Source organism: Pelomicrobium sp. G1, from assembly GCF_051905455.1.
Taxonomy (GTDB): domain Bacteria; phylum Pseudomonadota; class Gammaproteobacteria; order Burkholderiales; family UBA6910; genus Pelomicrobium.
Map to the genome: position 1 here is coordinate 152840 of NZ_JBQACR010000007.1, position 19069 is coordinate 171908.

A 19069-nucleotide genomic window follows, 5' to 3' on the forward strand; every position below is an offset into this window, starting at 1 on the left:
GCCGGACCAGGGACTCTGGCACGGGTCTCGCTAGATCTCCCGGGAGCCCCACGGACCTGGGACCCCCAAAAGCGCAGGTGTCGCGGATGCGTCATTGAATCGAACGATAAATCAATGACTTGAAAACTTGGCTGAAGCCCGGTTCGCGTAGGTCTAGAGGGCTCCCCACGGCACAAGGATAGCGGATATGTCAACTTTCTTGGCGAACGGGTTAGTGCTGGCAGGAGCGCTGATTCTCGCCACCTGCCTGCCGACGCTACAGCGCCTGATGGCCACCTCCCCCACCGCGGCGCTGCGGCACCGTTGGCACCTATTGGCTGGCATGGTGATCTCCTTCATAGCGGGCTATCTCGGCTACGCCTTGGTCTTCGGCATCGAAAACGCCCGGACCGCCGACCTCATTGCGCCCGGGGTGTTCTTTGGTGGCGCCTGCTTCGTCTGGCTGGTCACCCGGCTCATCTGGCAAATGAGCCAAGCCCTCGGGCGGGTCAACCTCCTAGAGAAGGAAAACATCACCGACCCCTTAACCCAAGTCCACAACCGCCGTTACCTGGACCACCGCCTGGGCGTGGAAATCGCAAAGGCGCGCCGCTACCATACTCCCCTCTCGATCCTGTTGCTGGACATCGACCACTTCAAGGCTCTCAACGACCGCTACGGCCATCCGGCCGGCGATCAGGTACTGGACCAGTTAGCGCGCGAGATTTCCTGCGCCGCGCGAGCGGCGGACGTGGTCGGACGCTATGGCGGGGAAGAATTCCTGATCATCGCGCCCGATACGCCCCTCTCGGACGTCGTGACCCTCGCCGAACGGCTGCGCAGCGTCATCGCCGCCCGCTGCTTCACCGTCGTGGACATGGAGGGTGCGCTTCAGGAGATCCGCGTCACGGCAAGCATCGGCGCAGCCGCCCTGGACAAGGGGATGAACGAAGCACAAGAGCTCATCCGCGCCGCAGATCAGCAGCTCTATCAGGCTAAAGGGCAGGGGCGCAATCGCGTCTTCCCGCCTCTCGCCCAGGCCGGCGCGATCACGGCATCCGAGAAGAACTTACGCGAACGCTACGTGCTGCCCTGAGGATACCTCTTGGCCCATCGCCTCCAGCAGCAAGTCCGGGTCGTTGGCGGCGAGCCGCCGGGGGTCGGACAGCCGCCGGCGCCAGGCGCGGGCGTAGGGCTCGCCGTGGTACAACCCCAGCATGTGCCGCACGATGGCGCGCAAGGGCGTGCCCCGTTCGACTTCCTCCACGCAATAGGCGTGCATGGCCCGCACCACCTCCTCCCGGGTCTTGGGAGGGCGCGGGTCGCCATAGAGCCGGCAATCGGCCTCGGCCAGGAGGTAGGGGTCGTGGTAGGCGGCGCGCCCCAGCATGACGCCGTCCACGTGCCGGAGATGGGCCTCGATCTCCTCCCATGAGCCCACGCCCCCGTTAAGCACGATGGTGAGCTCGGGAAATTCCCCCTTCAGCCGGTAGACGTAGTCGTACTTGAGGGGCGGAACCTCCCGGTTCTCCTTGGGGCTCAGGCCCTTGAGGATCGCGTTGCGGGCGTGGACGACGAAGACGCGGCAGCCCGCTTGAGCGAGGGTTTCCACGAAGCGGCGCACGAAGTCGTAGGCCTCGATGGCGTCGATGCCCAAGCGGTGCTTGACCGTCACCGGCACGCCCACCGCGTCCTGCATGGCTTTCACGCAGTCGGCCACCCGCGCCGGCTCCGCCATGAGGCAGGCGCCGAAGGCGCCCCGCTGCACCCGCCCCGAGGGACAGCCGCAGTTGAGGTTGATTTCGTCGTAGCCCCACCGCTCCCCCAGCCGGGCGCAGCGGGCGAGCTCCTGCGGATCGGAGCCGCCCAACTGCAGCGCCACCGGATGCTCCAGCCCATGCAACGCCAGGTGCCGCGCCGCGTCCCCGTGGAGGAGGGCGCCGGTCGCCACCATCTCGGTGTACACGGGGGCGCGCCGGGTGAGCTGGCGGAAGAAATACCGGCAATGCCGGTCCGACCAGTCCATCATCGGAGCGGTGCTCAAGGCGCGCATCACGGCGGTCTCGCGGGAGACGGAGAGCGGTTATTATCCCACGGACCCATGGCCGGCCCCGTGTCGGTCATGAAATCCATCCAGGCTCGCCCGCGAACCAATCCATGGAGGACTCCTCGATGCGCAGTTCCGATAGCCATTTCCTGGCCCACGCGGGCCGTCATATCGTCGCCGGAATTCTGGTGCTGGCGCCCCTGTGGGTCACGTGGCTGGTGTTCGACTTCCTGCTCGGCGTCCTCTCCCGGGCCGGGCGCCCCTGGGTGCAGGGGCTCGCCGCCTTCGTCGCCCGCTATTCGCCGGCGGTGGCCGAGCAATTGTTCGCCCCGTGGTTCGAGTCGGCCGTGGCCATCCTCTTCACCCTGGTGGCCCTCTACGCCCTGGGGTGGGCGGCGAGCCGGGTGGTCGGGCGGCGCATCCTCGCCTGGCTCGAGGCCCTCATGGGCCGCATCCCCCTGGTGAAAGCCGTCTACAGCGCCACCAAGAACTTCCTCCAGGTCATCCAGCAGAAACCGGCGGGTGCGGAGCGGGTCGTGATGATCGATTTTCCCCACCCGCCCCTGAAAGCGTTGGGGCTCGTCACCCGCACCCTCAAGGACACCGCCACCGGACAGGACCTGGCGGTAGTGTACGTGCCCACCGCCCCGAACCCCACCTCGGGTTATGTGGAGATCGTCCCCGTGGACCGGCTCACCCCCACGGACTGGACCCTCGAGGACGCCATGCGCTTTACCTTGACCGGCGGCACGAGCGCCCCCGATCGCATCCCCTTTTCCAGGCCCTGAGGCGGGGATGGGCGGGATTGTGGTAAATTCAAAAAAATGTGAAGCGGCGAAAGCAGCCCGCCCGCGGGTTGTTTCGTCAGACGAACGGGTTTGCACCTCCGGGGCGGCGCGTTCCGGGCTGCTGGGAAGGTTTCCCCAGGCCCAGGCGGCCGTCCCGGCTCGATAACATGGGAGGAAAATGTGCTGAGACTCGATCGTTTACGCCTGCAGCCCGACGAGCGGTTCGCCTTCTTCCAGGGTTTCCTCAAGAACCCCGCCCGGGTCGGTTCCGTCATCCCCAGCTCCCGGTTCCTGGAGCGGCGGGTGGTGGAGCTGGCCGATGTGGGCCGAGCCAGGGCGGTGGTGGAGCTGGGCCCGGGCACGGGGGGCACGACCCGGGCGTTGTTGCGCGCCATGGCCCCCGACGCCCGCTTGCTGGGCATCGAGCTGGATCAGGATTTCGTGCGCATTCTTTCTGCGATGCGCGACCCGCGGCTGGTCGTCCACCACGGGGACGCCCGGGGCTTGGAACGTCACTTGCGGGCCCACGGGTTTCCGGCACCGGAAGTGGTGGTCTCCGGCATCCCCTTCTCCACCATCCCTCGGCGCATCGGCCGGGAAATCCTCCAGGCGGTGTTCCACGCCTTGGCCCCGGGCGGCCGCTTTGTCGCCTACCAGGTGCGGGATCGGGTCGGGGAGCTGGGGCGGGAGTTGTTCGGTCGGCCCCAGGTGCAGGTGGAGCTGCTGAACGTGCCCCCCATGCGGGTGTACCGGTGGGTCAAGCCAGCCCTGCCCCTCATGCAGCAGGCCGGCTGAAGGGGGCGCTGGTCCGAGGTTCGCGCCGAATCCCGCTCCCGGAGTGCCCTGGCTACGGGGACCCGTGGGGAGCGGGCAGCAAACTTTCATTTTAGCCTTGCCCGCCAGCCCGGCGAGAGCTATCCCCGGGAAGGCCATCTCGCTAGACTGGCATGGCAGCCCCCATGCCGAAAAGAGGTCGTTATGCCCAATACCTGGATCCTGGTGGCGAATTCCAGCAAAGCCCAGCTCTACTTAAACGCCGGACCGAAAAAAGGCTTGAAGAAACTCAAAGAGTTCGATCACGCGGCAAGCCGAGAAAAAGCCTCCCGGCTGGTGACCGACCGCCCCGGACACAACAAAAGCCACGGCAACGGACACGGCGCCTACGTGCCCCAGACCGACCCCAAGCAACACGAAGCCCAGCATTTCGCCCTCGAGCTCTCCCGCTTCCTGGACCTGGGCCGCAGCCGCAACGAGTACCAGCGGCTGATCCTGGTGGCGCCCCCCGCCTTCTTGGGGCTCCTGAAAGGGCAACTCGATCCCCACGTGCTCGACCGGGTGACCGATAGCTTCGAGAAGGATTACACCAAGGTGCCCGAACGGGAGCTTTCGAGCCACCTGGAGCAGTGCATTTATCTCTAGTCCGGCAGAAGGGTTCATCCGCCGAGGGGCCAGCGGCCGATGGTTTCGTAGTGGGTGCTCCCGTTACCCCGCATCGTGCGTACGAGGACGAATTCATCGGCACGCCACAGGAGCGGCTCCTCGAGGGTTAAGCTTTCCCGGCAACGGGCTTTGCGCGCCAGGGTCACGTGGGGCACGTACGGCCGGCGGTCGAAGGCGTAGCCCGCGGCGCTGAGCCGCTCTTCCAGCCCTGCCACCAGCCCGGCCAGGGCCTCGGGCACCGTACTCGCCCCCGCCCAGGCGATGAGGTGGTGGCGCCAGTAGCCCAACCGGTCTAGGGTGAGCTCGACCCGGGGGGCGCTGACCGAAGCGGCCAGGGCGCGTAGGGGCTCCAGCCGCTCCCGCTCCACGTCGCCGAGAAAGACCAGGGTCAGGTGCAATTTCCCGGCCTGAACGCCCCTGCCGCCGCAGGCGAGGACCACCTGGTCCACCAGCCGCGCCAGCCGGCGCTGGAGTCCCTCGTCCGGCCACAGGGCGAAGAACACCCGATCCCGGAGGATCGGTTCAGGGGGACCGCTCACGGCTCCGGCGCGATCAAGACCACCGCCTCGGCGGCGATGCCCTCTCCCCGCCCGGTGAAACCCAGCCCCTCGGTGGTCTTGGCCTTCACATTGACCCAATCCGCCGGGATCCCCAGGTCGTGGGCGATGTTGGCCACCATCTGCGCCGTATAGGGCGCCATCCTAGGGGCCTGGGCGATGACGGTGGCATCCACGTTGACCACCCGGAAGCCCGCGGCAGCGAGCCGCCGGGCCACGTCCCGCAACAACACCCGGCTGTCGGCGCCCCGGTAGGCCGGATCGCTGTCCGGATAGAGCCGCCCGATGTCCCCCAGGCCCGCGGCCCCGAGGAGGGCGTCAGCCACCGCGTGGAGCAGCACGTCGGCGTCGGAATGGCCGTCCAGGCCCCGTTCGAAGGGGATGGTCACGCCGCCGACGATGAGGGGACGGCCGGCCACCAGGGGATGCACGTCGAAACCGTGTCCGATCCTCATGGGGTTTTCCCTTCGTTCATGATCCGCTCCGCCAGCAGCAGGTCTTGGGGAAAGGTGACTTTCAGGTTGGCCGCATCCCCCGGCACCAGGCGCGGTCTCAGGCCCAGCATTTCCACCGCCCGGGACTCGTCGGTCACTTCCGATGCCGCGCTCACCGCGAGGGCCCGGGAAAGAATGCCGTAGCGGAACATCTGGGGTGTTTGGGCCTGCCATAACCCTTCCCGGGGCTCGGTGGCGAGCACCCGCCCCTGGGGATCGGCCCGCTTGAGGGTATCGGACACCGGGATGGCCAGCAGTCCCCCCACCTCATCCTCCTCGAGTTCCCGCGCAAGCCGTTCCACCCACATCGGCTTCAGGCAGGGGCGCGCCGCGTCGTGGACCAGCACCCAGTCCGTCTCCTCCAGCTCGTTTCGGAGCGCCTGGAGCCCTCGGGCCACCGTCTCGGCGCGGGTCGCGCCGCCGCAGCGCAGGACCCGGAGCCGCTCTCCGAACCCACTCCAGTCGAAGCCGTCCCAGAAGGCGTCGTCGGGCGCCAGCAGCACGTGGATCGCGGCGAGGAAGCTCACTTCGCTGAGGGCCCGCAGGGCATGGCGGACCAGGGGCTCGCCCGCGACGGGGAGATACTGCTTGGGTATTGACCGCCCCATGCGCAGGCCTGAGCCGGCGGCGGGCACCAAGGCCAAGAACTTCGGCATCGCCCCATTCTACCGGAACCGCCTCCAACGGCAGCGGGCCGCCTCCATCCGCCGCCCCCCACCGTTCAACCCATCGACTAAGATGGAAGGGAGGGAACCAGAGAAGCCCCTTGCGTCCAAACATCCCCGTCCAGATCCGTCTTCCTCAGCTGGGCAGAGAAGCCGCCGCCCGACACGCTTACGCGTTTCAGAACAAGGAGGTTTTCATGGAAAGACCCTTGAAGATCACGTTCCTGGATGTGCCCCCGTCGACCGCCCTGGAAGAGCATATTCGGAGCAAGGCCGAGAAGCTGGAGCAGTTCCATCCTCACCTGGTGGGCTGCCAGGTGTACGTGGAGCTGGACGCCAAGCACCGCCACCAGGGGCGCTTGTTCAGCGTGCGCCTGGAGCTCAAGGTGCCGGGGGACCTGCTGGTGGTCACCCGCCATGCGGCCGAGGACGTTTATGTGGCGCTGCGGGACGCTTTCGATGCCGCCCGGCGGCAACTGGAATCCCACGCCCGCCGCATCCGGGGCGAGGTCAAAGCCCACGAGCCCGAAGGCTCGGGCCACGTGGCGCGGCTGTTTCCCGACGGCTACGGGTTCATCGAAGCGGACGACGGGCGGGAGCTTTACTTCCATCGGGAGAACGTGGTGAACGTGGACTTCGACCGGCTGAAGGTGGGCGCGCCGGTGCGCTTCCTGGCCGAGCCGGCGAAGGAGGGCTGGCAAGCCAAGCGGGTGAGCGCCCGTTGACCCCGCATTCCCGCCGCTTGATCGGCGATGCTCTTGACCCTATTAACTCGCTCGTTAAGGAGAAATTCATGATGCCAGTACGCCCGGCGGCCGTGGCGGGCACCTTCTATCCCAGCGATGCGCCGACGCTTTCCCGCGCGGTGGACACCTTGCTGGCGGATGCGGACCGGCGTGTCCCGCGGGAGGAATCGGGCCCGTTCCCCAAGGCGCTGATCGTTCCCCATGCGGGTTACATCTATTCCGGGCCGGTGGCCGCTTCCGCTTACGCCCGGCTGCGGGAAGGCCGCGACCGGGTGAAACGGGTCGTCCTGCTGGGTCCCTGCCACCGGGTGCCGGTGCGGGGACTTGCCCTCCCCGGGGCGGAACGTTTCGCCACCCCGTTGGGGACGGTGGAAGTGGACGCGGCGGCCCGAACGCTTTTGCAGCGCTTTCCTCAGGTGGTGGAGAGCCCCGAAGCCCACGCCTCGGAACATTCCCTGGAGGTGCAGCTCCCGTTCCTCCAGACCGTGTTCGGCGCCTTCACCCTGGTGCCCCTGGCGGTGGGTGCGGCTTCCGCCGAGGAGGTGGCGGAAGTGTTGGAGGCGATCTGGGGCGGACCGGAGACCCTGATCGTGGTAAGTTCGGACCTTTCCCACTACTTGCCCTACGAGGTAGCCCGCCAGGTGGATTCGGCCACCGCCCGGGCCATCCTGGCCTTGCGGCACGACATCGACCACGAACAGGCCTGCGGAGCGACCCCGGTGGACGGCCTGCTCCTGGCCGCCAGGCGGCGGGGCCTCAAAGCCCGGCTCCTGGACTTGCGCAACTCGGGGGACACGGCGGGAGACCGGGCACGGGTGGTGGGGTATGGCGCTTTCGCTTTCACCGAACCCCAACATGCCCAGTGAGCTGGGAGCGCTGCTCCTCAAGCTCGCCCGGGGCGCCATCGCCGAGCGCCTGGGGTTTCCCGTCGAGCTTCCGGGAAGGGTGGATGCCTTGGCCGAGCCGGGTGCCACCTTCGTGACCCTCCTACGGGAGGGCAGCCTGCGGGGCTGCGTGGGCAGCCTGGAGCCGCTGCGGCCCCTGTTCGAGGACGTGCGAGAAAACGCCCTGGGGGCGGCGTTCCGCGATCCCCGCTTCCCTCCTCTGGCGCGGGAGGAATTCCACAACACCCGGATGGAGGTCTCCCTGCTCTCGCCCCTGGAACCCCTCGCCGCCGCCTCCCAGGACGAGCTGCTTGCCTTGTTGCGCCCCGGCGTGGACGGGCTAGTGTTCCAGTACGGGCGCCACCGCAGCACCTTCCTGCCCCAGGTGTGGGAGAGTCTGCCCGAGCCCCTGGATTTCTTCGAGCACCTGAAGCGCAAGGCCGGACTTCCCTTCGGCTTCTGGGCACAAGGGGTGAACGTCTGGCGCTACACGGTATCCAAATGGAAAGAAAGGGAAGAGCAAGCGTTATGAGCGACACCTCGTACCCGGGACGTTACTGGCATGCCTTGCCCGACGGCCGCATCCAGTGCGACCTGTGCCCGCGGGACTGCAAGCTCCACGAAGGGCAACGGGGGGCGTGCTTCGTGCGGCAGAACGTGGGCGGCCGCATGGTCCTCACCACCTACGGCCGCTCCTCCGGCTTCTGCATCGACCCCATTGAGAAGAAGCCCCTCAACCATTTCTACCCCGGCTCCTCGGTGCTCTCCTTCGGCACCGCGGGCTGCAATCTGGCGTGCAAGTTTTGCCAGAACTGGGACATCAGCAAGTCCCGGGACATGGACCGGCTGATGGACCAGGCTTCCCCGGAGGACATCGCCCGGGCCGCCGAGCGGGTGGGGGCGAAGAGCGTGGCCTTCACCTACAACGACCCGGTGATCTTCGCCGAGTACGCTATGGACGTAGCGGACGCCTGCCACGCCCGGGGTATCAAGACGGTGGCGGTGACCGCGGGCTACATGCACGACGCGCCACGGCGAGAGTTCTACGCCAAGATGGACGCCGCCAACGTGGACCTGAAGGGATTCACGGAGAACTTCTACTTCACCCTGTGCGGGGGGCACCTGCAGCCGGTGCTGGACACGCTGGTTTATCTCAGGCACGAAACCAGCGTCTGGTTCGAGATCACCACCCTCCTTATCCCGGGCAAGAACGACTCCGACGAAGAGGTGCGGGCGCTCTCGGCTTGGGTAATGAAAGAGCTGGGACCGGACGTGCCGCTGCACTTCACCGCCTTCCATCCCGACTTCAAGATGATGGACGTGCCGCCCACGCCGCCCGAGACGCTCGCCCGCGCCCGCCGGATCGCCATGGACGAGGGGCTGCATTACGTCTACACCGGCAACGTATTCGATGTGGAAGGCGGCACCACCTACTGTCCGGGCTGCGGCTCGGCCCTCATCGTGCGGGACTGGCACCGCATCCTCGCCTACAGGCTCAAGCCCAACGGGTCCTGTCCCAAGTGCGGCACCGCCATCCCCGGGCGGTTCGAAGCGTTCGCGGGTCAGTTCGGCCGGCGGCGCATCCCGGTGACGATTCGCCCGACCCACTACGCCTGACGGGGCCGCCACCCGTTCCGGGTAGCCGCTGCGCAACAAACATCCGCTGGCACCGATCCTGCTATCCGTTCCGTGGGAAGGCCCCATAGGAACGAATAGCCATGGAACTGTGTTGCAAACTCGCCCATCTCCGCCTAGGGTGCCCCGCGCCCTGCTTCCGTGGGGCGGGACCGGTGCCGTTTCGCCGACAGGGCCGACAACGCCCCCCCATCCCGTCCGCCCCTTCCGCGAGGCGTAGGAGATGAGCTACGCCGTCCCCATGCTGCTCGCGGCCGCGGGCGGGCTGGTGCTGGCCTTGTGGTGGGCGTCGCGGCACACCGAGGCCCGGTTCGAACAGGAGCGCCGCAGCCGCTGGCTGGGGGCGCGCAGCCGCGGATGGTTCTACCAGGAAGACGTCCCCCATCCGGGGGACTTCAAGATCCGGGGCGAGCGGGACGGCATCGAGTGGGAATTCGTCTGTCTCGGAGAGACGGCCGGCGGCGCCGGCCTGTGCCCCGGCGCTCGGGCCTGGTGGTCCACCACCGCCGTGCGCGCCGAGGCGCCCGCCTTATGCATCGCGGGACGCCGGCTCTACCGCCTGCGGGCTTCCACCTCCTGCGCCGCCTTCGGGCGCATGCTGGGGTGGTTGGGGAGCGGAGACGACAATCCAGCCCTAAGGGTCCGACGGGACTTTCTCGCCCGCCATGCCGAGCTCGCCGCGGGAAGCCCCCGCTTTAGCCGCCGCTTTGCCGTGGTTTCCCCGGCCGCCGGTCCCTCGCCGTTGGACGACGCCCTAGAGCGGCTTTTCCTGGAATGGCCCCCTGACCCGGACGGGCATTTCCTCCCGGAACGCCACCTGGAAGTGTGGATGGACGGAACGGGCTTGCGCCTGGAGGCTTCCGTGCCCGTCGCCAGCCTGCCCGCCATCGAGCACATGGTACGGCTGGGCACCGCCCTCGCCCAGGCGCTGCGGCCTCGCGACACGGGCGCTGGGGCACGCCGGAGGGCGTAACGGCTAAGAAAAACCCTGCCCCGTCCCGGCCAGCGCCTCGATCACCTCCTGGTCGTCCACCTGGGGGAAGTGCTCGTAGAACTGGCCCACCGCGTAGAAGTTCCACGGCTGCTCGAGGCACACCAGCTCGTCGCAATAGGGGCGCACTCGCTCCACCGTCTCCGGCGGCGCCACCGGCACCGCGCACACCAGCCGCTCCGGACCCCGCCGGCGCAAGGCGGTGAGGGCGGCGATCATAGTAGCGCCGGTGGCCAGGCCGTCGTCCACCACGATCACCACCCGTCCTTGGGGATCGATGGGGGGGCGCACCGGCGTGTACCGGGCCCGGCGCTCCCGGATGAGGGCGAGCTGGCGGGCCTTCTCCCGCTCGATGTACTCGGGGGTAGCGCCCACGCGGGCGGCCTGGTCGGCGACGAAGGCCGAGCCCGTCTCGTCCACGGCGCCGATGGCGAACTCCGGATTGCCCGGCGCAGGGAGCTTGCGCACCAGCACCACGTCCAGCTCGCCCCCCAAGGCGTCGGCGATCATGCGCCCCATGGGGACCGCGCCCCGGGGCACCGCCAGCACCAGGGGGTTCCTGCCCTGGTAGGCGGCGAGCTTGCGCGCCAGCAGGCACGCGGCTTCCGCCCGATCCTTGAACACGTGAACCTTCTCTTCAGCGGGACGAATGGGCCTTCGCCTCGACGTATAATAACGCGCTTCCCATGCCTCTTAGGTGCTCTTGACACCCCCTTGGCCGTCTCTTTCGCTTCCGAACCCGTGCTTTCTTTCGGGCCCCTGGTGAAGGCGCCGGCGCCGGGCCAGCGGCCGGCCTACACCGGGCTTGCCGGCTCCGCCGATGCCCTCGCCTTGGCCCAGCTCGCCGCCCCGGGAAGGCTGCTGCTGGTGGTGACCGCCGACGCCCGGGACGCCCAGCGCCTCACGGAGGAAATCCCCTTCTTCCGTCCCGAGCTGCGCACTCACCTGCTGCCCGACTGGGAAACCCTGCCCTACGACAGCTTCTCCCCCCACCAGGACCTGGTGTCGGAGCGGCTCGCCACCCTCTACCACATGAGCCAGCGGGAGTGCGAGGTGGTGGTGGCACCGGTCACCACCGCCCTCTACCGGCTGGCGCCGGTGGAGTACGTGGCGGCCCACACCTTCTTCCTCCAGCAGGGCCAGCGTCTGGATCTGGAGCGGCTGCGGGCCCAGCTCACCCTGGCCGGCTATACCCACGTGACCAAGGTGCTCTCCCCCGGCGAGTACTGCGTCCGCGGGGGGCTGATCGATCTTTTCCCCATGGGCAGCCCCGTACCTTACCGTCTGGACCTGCTGGACGACGAGCTGGAGTCGATCCGTACCTTCGACGTGGACACCCAGCGCAGCATCTACCCGGTCAGGCAGGTGCGGCTGTTGCCGGCGCGGGAGTTTCCCCTCACCGAAGAGGCGCAACTGCGCTTCCGCGCCAGGTTCCGGGAGACCTTCGAGGGCGATCCCTCCCGCAGCCGGCTCTACAAGGACGTGGGCCAGGGCATCGCGCCGCCCGGGATAGAGTATTACCTGCCCTTATTCTTCGACCGGGTCGCCACCCTGTTCGACTACCTCCCCCCGGACACCACGGTGGTGCTGCGGGGAGACGTGGGCGGGGCGATCGAGGCCTTCTGGCGCGATACCGAAGCCCGCTACCGATTATTGCGCGGCGACCGGGATCGGCCCCTGCTCCCGCCGCAGACCCTGTTCCTCACCGGGGAGGCGTTCTTCACCGGCTTGGCCCCTTTCCCGCGCCTGGAGCTTTTCTCCGAAGCCGAAGCCACGGGCGTCTCGGAGAAGCGGCTCGCCGCCTGCGCCACCGCCTCGCTGCCGGACGTGGCGGTGGACCGACGGGCCCAGGATCCGCTGCACCGCCTGAAGCGCTTCCTCGCTGAATTCCCGGGCCGCATGCTGGTACTGGCGGAGACCTCCGGCCGCCGCGAGGTGCTCGCCGGCTACTTCGCGGAGCACGGGCTGCGGCTTCCTCACTGCGACGGCTACGGCGATTTCCTGCGGCGGGACGAGCGCTGCCTCCTTGCGGTCGGCCCCCTGGTCCAGGGGTTCGTGCTGACCGAAGCGGGGCTCGCCCTCCTCACCGAAGCGGATCTCTACGCCGACCATGTGCGGGCGCGGGAGCGGGAGACCCGGCACCAGGTGGCGGTGGACGCGGTCCTGCGGGACCTGTCGGAGGTCAAGGCGGGCGACCCGGTGGTGCACGAGAACCACGGCGTCGGCCGCTTCCAGGGACTGGTAACCCTGGACCTGGGAGAAGGCGCCGCGGAGTTCCTGCTCCTCGAATACGAAGGCGGCGACAAGCTCTACGTGCCGGTGGCCCACCTCCATCTCATCGCCCGCTATACCGGCGGCCCGCCCGAGGCGGCGCCCCTGCACAAGCTGGGCAGCGGCCAGTGGGACAAGGCCAAGCGCAAGGCGATGCAGAAAGTGCGCGACACCGCGGCGGAGCTGCTCGACTTGTACGCCCGGCGGGCCGCGCGGGTCGGCCACGCCTTTGGGCTGCGGCCCCACGACTACGAGGCCTTCGCCGACGCCTTCGGCTTCGAGGAAACCCCCGACCAGGCTCGGGCCATCCGCGAGGTTATCGACGACCTCACCCGCGGACGGCCCATGGACCGCCTGGTATGCGGCGACGTGGGCTTCGGCAAGACGGAAGTGGCCCTGCGGGCGGCGTTCGTGGCGGTCATGGACGGAAGACAGGTGGCCGTTCTGGTCCCCACCACCCTGCTGGCCGAGCAGCACTACCACAACTTCTCCGACCGCTTCGGGGAATGGCCGGTGAAGGTGGCGGAGCTCACCCGCTTCCGCTCGGAAAAGGAGCAAGCCGAGGTACTGCAGGGAATCGCCGAGGGCCGCGTGGATATCGTGATCGGCACCCACCGGCTGCTGCAGAAGGACGTGAAGTTCAAGAACCTGGGCCTCGTCATCATCGACGAGGAACACCGTTTCGGCGTGCGCCAGAAGGAGCGGCTCAAGCAGTTGCGGGCCGAGGTGGACGTGCTGACCCTCACCGCCACCCCGATCCCCCGCACCCTGGCCATGGCCCTAGAGGGCCTGCGGGACTTCTCGGTGATCGCCACCGCCCCGGAGCGGCGGCTCGCCATCAAGACCTTCGTCGCCCGGATCGAAGACGGGATCGTGCGGGAGGCGGTGCTGCGAGAAATGAAGCGCGGCGGCCAGGTGTATTTCCTGCACAACCAGATCGAGACCATCGAGGCCATGCACGAGCGCCTGGCCCGACTCCTGCCGGAGGCGCGCATCCGCGTGGCCCACGGCCAGATGCGGGAGCGGGAGCTGGAGCGGGTGATGCGGGACTTCTACCAGCAGCGCTTCAACCTGCTCCTGTGCACCACCATCATCGAGAGCGGCATCGACGTGCCCTCGGCCAATACCATCCTCATCAACCACGCGGAGCGCTTCGGCCTCGCCCAGTTGCACCAGTTGCGGGGCCGGGTGGGCCGCTCCCATCACCAGGCCTACGCCTACCTGCTGGTGCCGGACGAGGCCGCCCTCAAGGGCAATGCCCGCAAGCGTCTGGAAGCGATCCAGATGATGGAGCACCTGGGCGCCGGCTTCTATCTGGCCATGCACGACCTGGAGATCCGCGGCGCCGGGGAGGTGCTGGGCGAAGCCCAGAGCGGCGAGATGCAGGAGGTGGGCTTTTCCCTCTACACTCGGATGCTGGAGCAGGCGGTGCGCTCCCTCAAGGCGGGGCGCGAGCCCGACCTGGAGGAACCCCTCTCCGTCGCCACCGAGATCAATTTGCACGCGCCGGCCCTGCTGCCCGAGATCTATTGCAATGACGTGCACGAGCGGCTGGTGCTCTACAAGCGGCTCGCCCACTGCGAGACGCTGGAGGAGATCGCGGACATGCAGGCCGAGCTGGTGGACCGCTTCGGCCCCTTGCCGGAGGCGGCGCGGGCGCTGCTCCTCACCCACCGGCTGCGCGTCCTCGCCCGCCCCTTGGGCGTGGCGCGTATCGACGCCGCGGCCGACGGCGTGAAGCTCCACTTCGTGCCCAATCCCCCCGTGGACGGGGCGCGCATCATCCGGCTCGTTCAGGCGCGGCGCGAGTACCGCCTGAGCGGCCCCCAGACCCTCAAGGTGGAGGCGAAGCTCCCCGACCTGGCCGCCCGGGCGGGCCGGGTGGAGGCCCTGCTCAAGGAGCTGGCGTGACGGAACACCTGATCGTCCAGGGCGAGGACGTGGAAACCCGCGCCCTCAAGGCGCTGGCGAAGATGACCGGCGCCGCCGCCATCGAGCAGGTGGCGCCCCAGGTATTCCGGTTGCGCCGTGCCCGGCGGGTGGAGGAGGTGGGCGCCTATTGCGACGCGGCCCGGCTCGACTGGGGCTACGTGCCCGAGGGGCAGCGGCTCGCCGGCTTCGGCCTTCTCGCGGTGGACATGGACTCCACCCTGATCGCCATCGAGTGCATCGACGAGCTGGCGGACATCGCCGGGGTGAAGGGCGAGGTGGCCCGGATCACCGCCGCCGCCATGGGCGGGGAGCTGGACTACGCGGAGAGCCTGCGCCGCCGGGTGGCGCTCCTCGCGGGGCTTCCCGCCAGCGCCCTGGAACGGGTCTACGCCGAGCGGCTCAAGCTCAACCCGGGCGCTGAGCGGCTGCTGCGGGAAGTCAAGCGGGCGGGGCTCAAGACCATGCTGGTTTCGGGTGGCTTCACTTTTTTCACCGAGCGGCTGAAGGCCCGGCTCGGCTTCGACTACGCGGCGGCCAACGCGCTGGAGATCGCCGGCGGGCGCTTGACCGGCCGGGTCCTGGGGGAGATTGTGGACGCGGAGGGCAAGGCAAGCCAGCTCCGCCGCACCCGGGACGCCCTGGGGCTCTCCCGTACCCAGGCGATCGCGGTGGGGGACGGGGCGAACGACCTCAAGATGTTGCGAGAGGCGGGAGTAAGCGTCGCCTACCGGGCCAAGCCTGTGGTGCGCAAGGAAGCCACCTACGTGATCAACCACGTGGGGCTGGACGGCATCCTGCACCTGTTCGCATGACCCCCGCACCCTGCGGGCGGCACAAAATTTGCACTGCGTTGGTTAGAATGGGGCTGCAGTAAAAACGCACTTGCCGATAACTAAGCAGAGCGCGCCCTCGTGGGGAGCGGGAAGGGGAGGCGTCCATGCTGTTCATCTTGTACTACATCCTAGCGATCGCCGTGATCGTCGCCCATTACACCGGGTTTCTCGCCCGCCATAACCTGGAATGGCTGGTGTGGGTGATCGCCGCCACCGTCATTCCCGCCATCCTCTACCTCTAGGGGCCCGTCTTGGTCGGTATTTCACCGCTGCCAGGGCAGCCGGTCCAGGTCCACGTTGCCGCCGGAGACGACGATGCCCACTCGGCGGCCGGCCGCCTGCAGCCGCCCTTCCAGGATCGCCGCCAGGGGCACAGCGCTGGAAGGCTCGATCACGATCTTCATGAGCTCCCAGGTCTTGCGCATGGCCTCCACGATGGCCGCTTCCGACGTGGTGACGATCTCGTCCACGTGGGCCCGGATGAGGGGAAAGGTAAGGGTGCCGAGGCTCGTGCGCAGCCCGTCGGCCACCGTGACCGGGTCGGGCATGGGCTGCAGCTCCCCGGTCACGAACGAGCGGTAAGCGTCGTCCGCCCCCGCTGGCTCCGCCCCGATCACCCGGATACGGGGCTCCCGAGCCTTGGCGGCGATGGCGCTGCCCGACAGCAGCCCGCCGCCCCCCACCGGGGTGATCAGGAGTTCTAGATCCTTCACTTCCTCGAGAAATTCCAGCGCTGCCGTACCCTGCCCGGCCACCACCCGGTAATCGTTGTAAGGGTGCACGAGCCGGGCTCCCGTTTCTGCCACGACCTGGGCACAGGTCTTCTCCCGGGCGGCCAGGGTGGGTTCGCAAAACACGATCCGGCCCCCGTAGGCCGCCACTGCCTCCTTTTTGACCCGAGGGGCGTTGCTGGGCATGACGATGTAGGCCGGGATGCCCCGCCGTGCCGCCGCCATGGCGAGGGCCGCCGCGTGGTTGCCCGAGGAATGGGTCACCACCCCCCTGGCCGCCTCCTCCCCCGAGAGGGAAAACACGGCGTTGCAGGCGCCGCGGGCTTTGAAGGCGCCCACCTTCTGGAAGTTCTCGCACTTGAAGAAAAGCCGGGCCCCGGCCAGGCGGTCCAGGGTAGCGCAGGTAAGCACGGGCGTGGAATGGATATAGGGCCGGATGCGGGCGTGGGCCTCGCGGATGGCGGAAAGGTCGGGCGGGCGGTCCATGGGGCAGTTCTCCTAGGCGACGCCGGCCAGGAAGTCCCTCAGGATGCGGTTGAAGACCACTGTCTGCTCCAGGTTGCACAGGTGGGAGGCCTGGGGAATGACGGCCAGCCGGGACCCCGGAATCGCCTCGTGGATCGCCCGGGCCATGGCAACCGGCGTGCCGGGATCTTCCTCTCCCACGATCACCAGGGTGGGGCAGCGGATCTCCTGGAGGCGCGTGCGGGTGTCGATCCTGGGAATGGCATGGCAGCAGCCAATGTAGCCCTCCACGGGGGTGGCGCGGATCATGGCCGCGACGCGCTTCATCATGTCCGGACGCTGGGCCCGGAACGCGGGGGTGAACCAGCGAGCAAGGGTCGGCTCCACCATGGCCTCCATGCCCTTCTCCCGCACCGTACGGATGCGCTCTTCCCACGCAGGACGGGCGTCGGGCGGATAGTAGCTCGTGGTGTCGCACAGCACTAAGCTCGCGAGCCGCTCGGGATAGCCCAGAGCGAACACCTGGCCGACCATGCCCCCGAGGGAGATGCCGACGAAGTGCACGCGCTCGATCCCTAGGGCGTCCATGAGCGCGACCAAATCGTCGGCCAGAAGCTCCAGGGTATAGGGCGCCGGTGGGGCCGACGTCTTGCCATGGCCGCGGGTATCGTAGCGCAGCACCCGGTAGCGGTCGCGAAACGCGACCGCCTGCTCGTACCACATGCCCAGGTGGCAGGCCAGGCTATGGCTGAACACGAGCCACGGTCCCTCCCCTTCCACCTCGTAGTTGATGTCGATGCCGTTCGCTTGGACCATCATAGTGTTTTCTCCCGATCTACACTGTCGCCACTACCAGGGGCACCCACATTTCGTCCGCGCTCACGCCGCCGTGCATGCCGATGTTGCTGTAGCGTTTCTCCCCCGGCAGCCAGTCCTTGATGGCGTAATTCTCCCGCATCACCAGGGTGTAGTCGCCGATGCGCTCCATGAGCCGGGGATGCCTCGGGCCATCGCCGAACCAGCCCCGGGCCACCAGCTCGGCGCTGGGGTAGGCGTCGGCGCGGCCCGCGAGGCGGGTGGCCACGTAAGCCTCGAAGTCCTCCTCCCGGCCGGGCTTTACGTAGCAGTAGGCCGCCCGGGGCTCGCCACATAGGGGCCGGCGCAGCATCGCGGCCAGCGCCGGGTGATCCGCCAGATCGATGCGCCCCTCGGGGGGCACGTCGACGAAGCCGTGGTCCGCCGTCAGCACCACGGTGGTGTCGGTGCCGGCGAGCCGCTCCAGGAAACCGGCGAAAGCCTGGTCGATCCGGTGGGCGAGCTCCCGGCACGGGGCGCTCCCCACCCCGGCTCGGTGGGCCACCGTGTCCAGATCCGGGAGATAGGCGTAGACTAGCTTGGGATGGGCGCTCGCCGCCACCGCAGCGGCGGTTTCGGCGAAGAACTGTTCCAGGGTCCCGTAGGCCCGCCGCTGGGCGCCCCGGCAATGCCACCGGTTGTACTCCGAGTCCAGGATGGAAAGGGGCGTCACCACCCAGGCCTCCCGGTCGAGACGTCCGAAGACCGGCGGCTCGGTGAACACCGCCTCAGGCCCGATCCCCAGAGCGCTCAGCGCCGCGCCGCCCTCCCGCCGGCGGAAGGGCAAGACCGCCGTCACCCCGCCCGCCTCCTCCAGGTCCACGAACCATCCAGTCAACCCGTGCTGCAGGGGCGCCACCCCGGTGTGGAAGGTGGTGACGGCGGTGGCCGTGGTGGAGGGAAACACCGAGGTCATCCCCCCGCGCAGGTGGCGCCGCAGGGTAACCATTTCCCCCTGCCGCAGCAGGAGGTTCAAGCCTAATCCGTCGATCACCATCAGCACCAGGTGACGGGTGCCCGCCAGGGCTTCCACCGCAAGCCCCTGGAGGGGCGGGTAGCCGGTGTCGGGGCCGCCGCAAGCCGCCACCACAGAGGCCATCAGGTTCACCAGCCCCCCGCCCCGGTAGTCCGGCTCGGCCACCACCCCTGCCCCCGGCAGCGCTGCGATTTCCCGCCAGCCTTCTTTATTCATGTGGTTTATCAAAAACTTACTATGTGCACCGGGCGCCGGGAGCGAGCCTCATGTCTCCCTCTTGAAACCGGCGCGTTCGTCCCCATGTAGCCGCACGACAGCGCCGATACGGATGATCGCTGTCTGCGCAAAAACCCATGAATCAGAGGAGATTTATCTATGAAGATTCGTCCGCTGCACGACCGGGTGATTGTGAAGCGCGTCGAAGAAGAACGTAAGACCGCTTCCGGCATCGTAATCCCCGATACCGCCGCGGAGAAGCCCGATCAGGGCGAGGTGATCGCGGTGGGCACGGGCAAGGTGCTGGAAGACGGGAAGGTCGTTCCGCTGCAAGTCAAGGTCGGCGATCGGGTGCTCTTCGGCAAGTATTCGGGGACCACAGTGAAGGTGAAAGGGGAAGAGCTCCTCGTGATGCGGGAAGACGACATCATGGGGATCCTCGAAGCCGCTTGATCCTTTGAAGCGTTCAATGAGTGTGGAGAAGGACCATGGCAGCCAAAGAAGTCAAGTTCCATGAAGCCGCTCGCCATCGCATCGTCGCTGGCGTGAACATTCTCGCCGATG

At 68.1% G+C, this 19069-nt stretch carries 21 protein-coding genes; 13 read left to right on the forward strand and 8 right to left on the reverse strand.

All coding sequences use genetic code 11. The annotated features are described in order from the left end of the window. The first annotated feature begins 187 nt into the window (after positions 1–187). A complete protein-coding gene (locus ACTFO6_RS08900; RefSeq protein WP_439934097.1) occupies positions 188–1075 on the forward strand; it encodes a GGDEF domain-containing protein in 888 nt (295 codons plus the stop codon). Here ACTFO6_RS08900 and dusA read toward each other — a convergent pair. Then, positions 1049–2032 (reverse strand): tRNA dihydrouridine(20/20a) synthase DusA, encoded by a 984-nt coding sequence (gene dusA / locus ACTFO6_RS08905; RefSeq protein ID WP_439934125.1) that lies wholly within the window; start codon positions 2030–2032, stop codon positions 1049–1051. The two genes, ACTFO6_RS08900 and dusA, sit on opposite strands and share 27 nt — an antisense overlap. Positions 2033–2151: 119 nt before the next feature. Here dusA and ACTFO6_RS08910 point away from each other — a divergent pair, with 119 nt between their 5' ends. The 3 genes from ACTFO6_RS08910 to ACTFO6_RS08920 all read left to right on the forward strand — a co-directional run bounded on the left by ACTFO6_RS08910 (position 2152) and on the right by ACTFO6_RS08920 (position 4233). Next, positions 2152–2814 carry a DUF502 domain-containing protein gene (locus tag ACTFO6_RS08910; RefSeq protein WP_439934098.1) on the forward strand — a complete coding sequence of 221 codons (663 nt, stop codon included), beginning with the start codon at positions 2152–2154 and terminating at the stop codon, positions 2812–2814. A gap of 180 nt (positions 2815–2994) precedes the next feature. Then, a complete protein-coding gene (locus tag ACTFO6_RS08915) occupies positions 2995–3609 on the forward strand; it encodes a class I SAM-dependent methyltransferase (RefSeq protein ID WP_439934099.1) in 615 nt (204 codons plus the stop codon). Between the two features lie 183 nt (positions 3610–3792). Beyond that, on the forward strand, positions 3793–4233 hold the full coding sequence (locus tag ACTFO6_RS08920) for a host attachment protein (RefSeq protein ID WP_439934100.1): 441 nt from the start codon (positions 3793–3795) through the stop codon (positions 4231–4233). A 14-nt stretch (positions 4234–4247) separates the two neighbouring features. On the opposite strand, the gene thpR is transcribed toward ACTFO6_RS08920, so the two are convergent. From thpR to ispD, 3 genes are read right to left on the reverse strand one after another with little or no spacing between them, the layout of a single operon-like run. After that, entirely contained in the window at positions 4248–4793 is a 546-nt protein-coding gene (gene thpR, locus ACTFO6_RS08925) for an RNA 2',3'-cyclic phosphodiesterase (protein ID WP_439934101.1), read from the reverse strand. After that, on the reverse strand, positions 4790–5266 hold the full coding sequence (gene ispF / locus ACTFO6_RS08930; RefSeq protein ID WP_439934102.1) for a 2-C-methyl-D-erythritol 2,4-cyclodiphosphate synthase: 477 nt from the start codon (positions 5264–5266) through the stop codon (positions 4790–4792). The genes thpR and ispF overlap by 4 nt, the downstream gene beginning before the upstream one ends. After that, a complete protein-coding gene (gene ispD, locus ACTFO6_RS08935; protein WP_439934103.1) occupies positions 5263–5961 on the reverse strand; it encodes a 2-C-methyl-D-erythritol 4-phosphate cytidylyltransferase in 699 nt (232 codons plus the stop codon). Before ispD ends, ispF begins: the two co-directional genes overlap by 4 nt. A gap of 206 nt (positions 5962–6167) precedes the next feature. On the opposite strand from ispD, the gene ACTFO6_RS08940 reads away from it, so the two are divergent. The 5 genes from ACTFO6_RS08940 to ACTFO6_RS08960 all read left to right on the forward strand — a co-directional run bounded on the left by ACTFO6_RS08940 (position 6168) and on the right by ACTFO6_RS08960 (position 10208). Further along, the gene (locus ACTFO6_RS08940; RefSeq protein WP_439934104.1) at positions 6168–6695 is read left to right on the forward strand and encodes an HPF/RaiA family ribosome-associated protein; all 528 of its coding nucleotides are present in this window, start codon (positions 6168–6170) and stop codon (positions 6693–6695) included. Positions 6696–6763: 68 nt separating this feature from the next. Beyond that, positions 6764–7582, forward strand: coding sequence for an AmmeMemoRadiSam system protein B (gene amrB / locus ACTFO6_RS08945; RefSeq protein WP_439934105.1), 819 nt, complete (start codon positions 6764–6766; stop codon positions 7580–7582). After that, positions 7572–8132 carry an AmmeMemoRadiSam system protein A gene (gene amrA / locus ACTFO6_RS08950; protein ID WP_439934106.1) on the forward strand — a complete coding sequence of 187 codons (561 nt, stop codon included), beginning with the start codon at positions 7572–7574 and terminating at the stop codon, positions 8130–8132. The genes amrB and amrA overlap by 11 nt, the downstream gene beginning before the upstream one ends. Then, positions 8129–9217, forward strand: coding sequence for an AmmeMemoRadiSam system radical SAM enzyme (amrS, locus tag ACTFO6_RS08955; protein WP_439934107.1), 1089 nt, complete (start codon positions 8129–8131; stop codon positions 9215–9217). The genes amrA and amrS overlap by 4 nt, the downstream gene beginning before the upstream one ends. Positions 9218–9458: 241 nt before the next feature. Then, positions 9459–10208, forward strand: a complete 750-nt coding sequence (locus ACTFO6_RS08960; RefSeq protein WP_439934108.1) for a hypothetical protein — start codon at positions 9459–9461, stop codon at positions 10206–10208. A 3-nt stretch (positions 10209–10211) separates the two neighbouring features. On the opposite strand, the gene ACTFO6_RS08965 is transcribed toward ACTFO6_RS08960, so the two are convergent. Next, positions 10212–10850, reverse strand: coding sequence for a phosphoribosyltransferase (locus tag ACTFO6_RS08965; protein WP_439934109.1), 639 nt, complete (start codon positions 10848–10850; stop codon positions 10212–10214). Positions 10851–10967: 117 nt separating this feature from the next. Between ACTFO6_RS08965 and mfd the strand changes: the two genes are divergently transcribed. The 3 genes from mfd to ACTFO6_RS08980 all read left to right on the forward strand — a co-directional run bounded on the left by mfd (position 10968) and on the right by ACTFO6_RS08980 (position 15504). Beyond that, a complete protein-coding gene (gene mfd / locus ACTFO6_RS08970) occupies positions 10968–14408 on the forward strand; it encodes a transcription-repair coupling factor (RefSeq protein ID WP_439934110.1) in 3441 nt (1146 codons plus the stop codon). Further along, positions 14405–15241, forward strand: coding sequence for a phosphoserine phosphatase SerB (gene serB, locus ACTFO6_RS08975; RefSeq protein WP_439934111.1), 837 nt, complete (start codon positions 14405–14407; stop codon positions 15239–15241). The genes mfd and serB overlap by 4 nt, the downstream gene beginning before the upstream one ends. A 125-nt stretch (positions 15242–15366) precedes the next feature. Further along, positions 15367–15504: a hypothetical protein gene (locus ACTFO6_RS08980; protein ID WP_439934112.1), complete on the forward strand. Its 138-nt coding sequence runs from the start codon at positions 15367–15369 to the stop codon at positions 15502–15504. Between the two features lie 21 nt (positions 15505–15525). Here ACTFO6_RS08980 and ACTFO6_RS08985 read toward each other — a convergent pair whose 3' ends face one another. From ACTFO6_RS08985 to ACTFO6_RS08995, 3 genes are read right to left on the reverse strand one after another with little or no spacing between them, the layout of a single operon-like run. Next, a complete protein-coding gene (locus tag ACTFO6_RS08985; RefSeq protein ID WP_439934113.1) occupies positions 15526–16479 on the reverse strand; it encodes a pyridoxal-phosphate dependent enzyme in 954 nt (317 codons plus the stop codon). Positions 16480–16491: 12 nt separating this feature from the next. Continuing rightward, entirely contained in the window at positions 16492–17277 is a 786-nt protein-coding gene (pcaD, locus tag ACTFO6_RS08990; RefSeq protein WP_439934114.1) for a 3-oxoadipate enol-lactonase, read from the reverse strand. A 16-nt stretch (positions 17278–17293) separates the two neighbouring features. After that, positions 17294–18505, reverse strand: a complete 1212-nt coding sequence (locus ACTFO6_RS08995; protein ID WP_439934115.1) for an alkaline phosphatase family protein — start codon at positions 18503–18505, stop codon at positions 17294–17296. Between the two features lie 159 nt (positions 18506–18664). Here ACTFO6_RS08995 and groES point away from each other — a divergent pair, with 159 nt between their 5' ends. Further along, a complete protein-coding gene (gene groES / locus ACTFO6_RS09000) occupies positions 18665–18958 on the forward strand; it encodes a co-chaperone GroES (RefSeq protein WP_439934116.1) in 294 nt (97 codons plus the stop codon). The last annotated feature ends 111 nt before the right edge of the window (positions 18959–19069 follow it).